This window comes from Streptosporangium sp. NPDC003464 (assembly GCF_053588315.1).
Genome location: NZ_JBSFPS010000514.1, coordinates 1 through 2,260, shown reverse-complemented (window position 1 = coordinate 2,260; position 2,260 = coordinate 1). Strand labels below are relative to the sequence as shown.

At 71.2% G+C, this 2,260-nt stretch carries 3 protein-coding genes; 2 read left to right on the top strand and 1 reads right to left on the bottom strand.

What is annotated here, in order from left to right:
• On the bottom strand, positions 1 to 558 hold a 558-nt coding region (locus tag ACWDS7_RS47960), incomplete at its 3' end, for a glycosyltransferase family 39 protein (RefSeq protein WP_451934748.1).
• A gap of 130 nt (positions 559 to 688) precedes the next feature.
• Between ACWDS7_RS47960 and rsmI the strand changes: the two genes are divergently transcribed.
• Both rsmI and ACWDS7_RS47950 read left to right on the top strand, forming a co-directional pair.
• Positions 689 to 1,528 (top strand): 16S rRNA (cytidine(1402)-2'-O)-methyltransferase, encoded by an 840-nt coding sequence (rsmI, locus tag ACWDS7_RS47955; protein WP_306863625.1) that lies wholly within the window; start codon positions 689 to 691, stop codon positions 1,526 to 1,528.
• Between the two features lie 225 nt (positions 1,529 to 1,753).
• The coding region (locus ACWDS7_RS47950) for a glycosyltransferase family 39 protein (protein ID WP_451934747.1) at positions 1,754 to 2,260 on the top strand (507 nt) is incomplete at its 3' end.

Here is a 2,260-nt window from a genome sequence, read left to right as displayed (position 1 = left end):
GTGGAGTCCCTCGATGGACAGCAGCAGGCCGGCCAGGCAGCCCAGCACCGTGGAGCGGGTCATCCGGCGGGCGGTCCTGGCCAGGATCAGGATCGACACCACGCCGATCAGGGCCCCGGCGAACCGCCAGCCGAACGGGGTCATGCCGAAGAGCTGCTCACCGACGCCGATCATCCACTTGCCCAGCGGCGGATGGACCACGTAGGAGGCGCACTTGTCGATCTCGGCCGGCGCGCACTGCTGCCAGATCTCCGTGCTGTTCTGCATCAGGAGCTTGTCGGCGTCCTTGACGGCGTTCCGCTCGGCGCCGAAGTTGATCAGCGCCCACGCGTCCTTGGCGTAGTACGTCTCGTCGAACATGACCGCGTGCGGGCGCCCCAGGTCGACGAAGCGCAGGACCGCCCCGAACGCGGCCACCAGTAGCGGGCCGAGCCAGCCCCACAGGGCGCCGCCGCGCATCGGCGGCACCAGCCGGTCGCGCACGGAATCCGCCGAGCCGCCACCCGGCTGGGGCTCCGGCTGCTTGGGCGCCTGGTTGGTGAAGTCGGTCACGGCCACCCGGACATCGTACGGGCCCCTCCAGCCGGGGAACCCGGGAAACACCGCCTACATGCCTAATTAGGGAACTTCTCCCCCTGCTGAAAACCCCACCTGGGATGGGATCTCACCGGGAATGGGGGAGGATGGCATGGTGATGGACAACGGCAGGCTGGTGCTGGCGGGAGCTCCGATCGGGCAGGTGGGGGACGCCTCGCCCCGGCTGCGGGAGGCGTTGGAGGCCGCCGACGTGGTCGCGGCCGAAGACACCCGCCGCCTGCGCCGCCTGGCCGGTGAGCTGGGCGCGGAGATCAGGGGCAGGATCGTCTCCTACTACGACGCCAACGAGACCGGCCGGGCGGCCGAGCTCCTGCAGGCCCTTCAGGAGGGCCGGACCGTCCTGGTCATCACCGACGCGGGCATGCCCGGCGTCTCCGACCCCGGCTACCGCCTGACCAGCCTGGCCGTCGAGGCCGGGATCACGGTCACCTCGCTGCCCGGCCCGTCGGCGGTCACCACCGCGCTGGCCGTCTCCGGCCTGCCCAGTGACCGCTTCTGCTTCGAGGGCTTCCTGCCGCGCAAGCCCGGCGAGCGCGCGCGCAGGCTGGACGGCCTGGCGCGGGAGGAGCGCACGATGGTGTTCTTCGAGGCGCCGCACCGGCTGGCGGCCGGGCTGGGGGCGATGGCCGAGACGTTCGGCGCCGACCGTCCCGCGGCGGTCTGCCGGGAGCTCACCAAGACCTACGAGGAAGTACGGCGGGGCGGCCTGGGAGAGCTGGCCGAGTGGGCGGCCAAGGGCGTCAAGGGGGAGATCACCGTGGTCGTCGCCGGGCACGTCCCGGAGGACCTGCCACCGGTCATCGAGGACCTGGTCGCCGAGGTCGTCCGCCGCGAGGAGACGGGGGTGCCCAGGAAGCAGGCGATCGTCGACGTCGCCAAGGCGGCGGGGATCCCCAAGCGGGAGCTCTACGACGCGGTCCACCGCGGCTGACGCGTTCCGGGGCCGCGCGGGCGGTCCCGAGAGCGACCCCGCGAGGGCCGTCCCGAGAGCGGCCCCGCGAGGGCCGTCCCGAGAGCGGCCCCGCGAGGGCCGTCCCGCGAGGGCGCTCCCGCCCGGCTCCGGAGGGGGCTCCGCGACGGTGTCCCAGAGTGGTGGAATGCGAAATGATCGCTATTACTCCATCACCAAAGATGATTTATCACCATAATTCTAAAAATGGGATCAACGCGGGACCGGCTGTCGCCGCCCATGCCGGGGAACGTCCTGTGGGGCTGGCTCGGTCCGCTGCTGGTGGCCGCGTTCGGGGCGGTCCTGCGCTTCACCGGCCTGGGGCGCCCGCACGCGGTCATGTTCGACGAGACGTATTACGTCAAGCACGCGTTCGCGCTGATCACCTACGGTGTGGAGCGGGCCTCGTTCGGCACGATCGAGGATCCGGTCGCCGACCGGATGCTCATCGCCGGCGACACCGACATCTGGGTCAGATGCACCCCTCCTGACGTCGACCCCTGCCCGCTGTACGTGGCCCATCCGCCGCTGGGCAAGTGGATGATCGGCGTCGGTGAGCAGCTCTTCGGCATGACCCCGTTCGGCTGGCGGTTCGCCGGGGCCCTGATCGGCACGCTCTCGATCCTGATCATGGCGAGGGTGGCCCGCCGGATGACCCGCTCCACGATGCTGGGCTGCCTGGCCGGCCTGCTGCTCGCGCTGGACGGGCTCCAT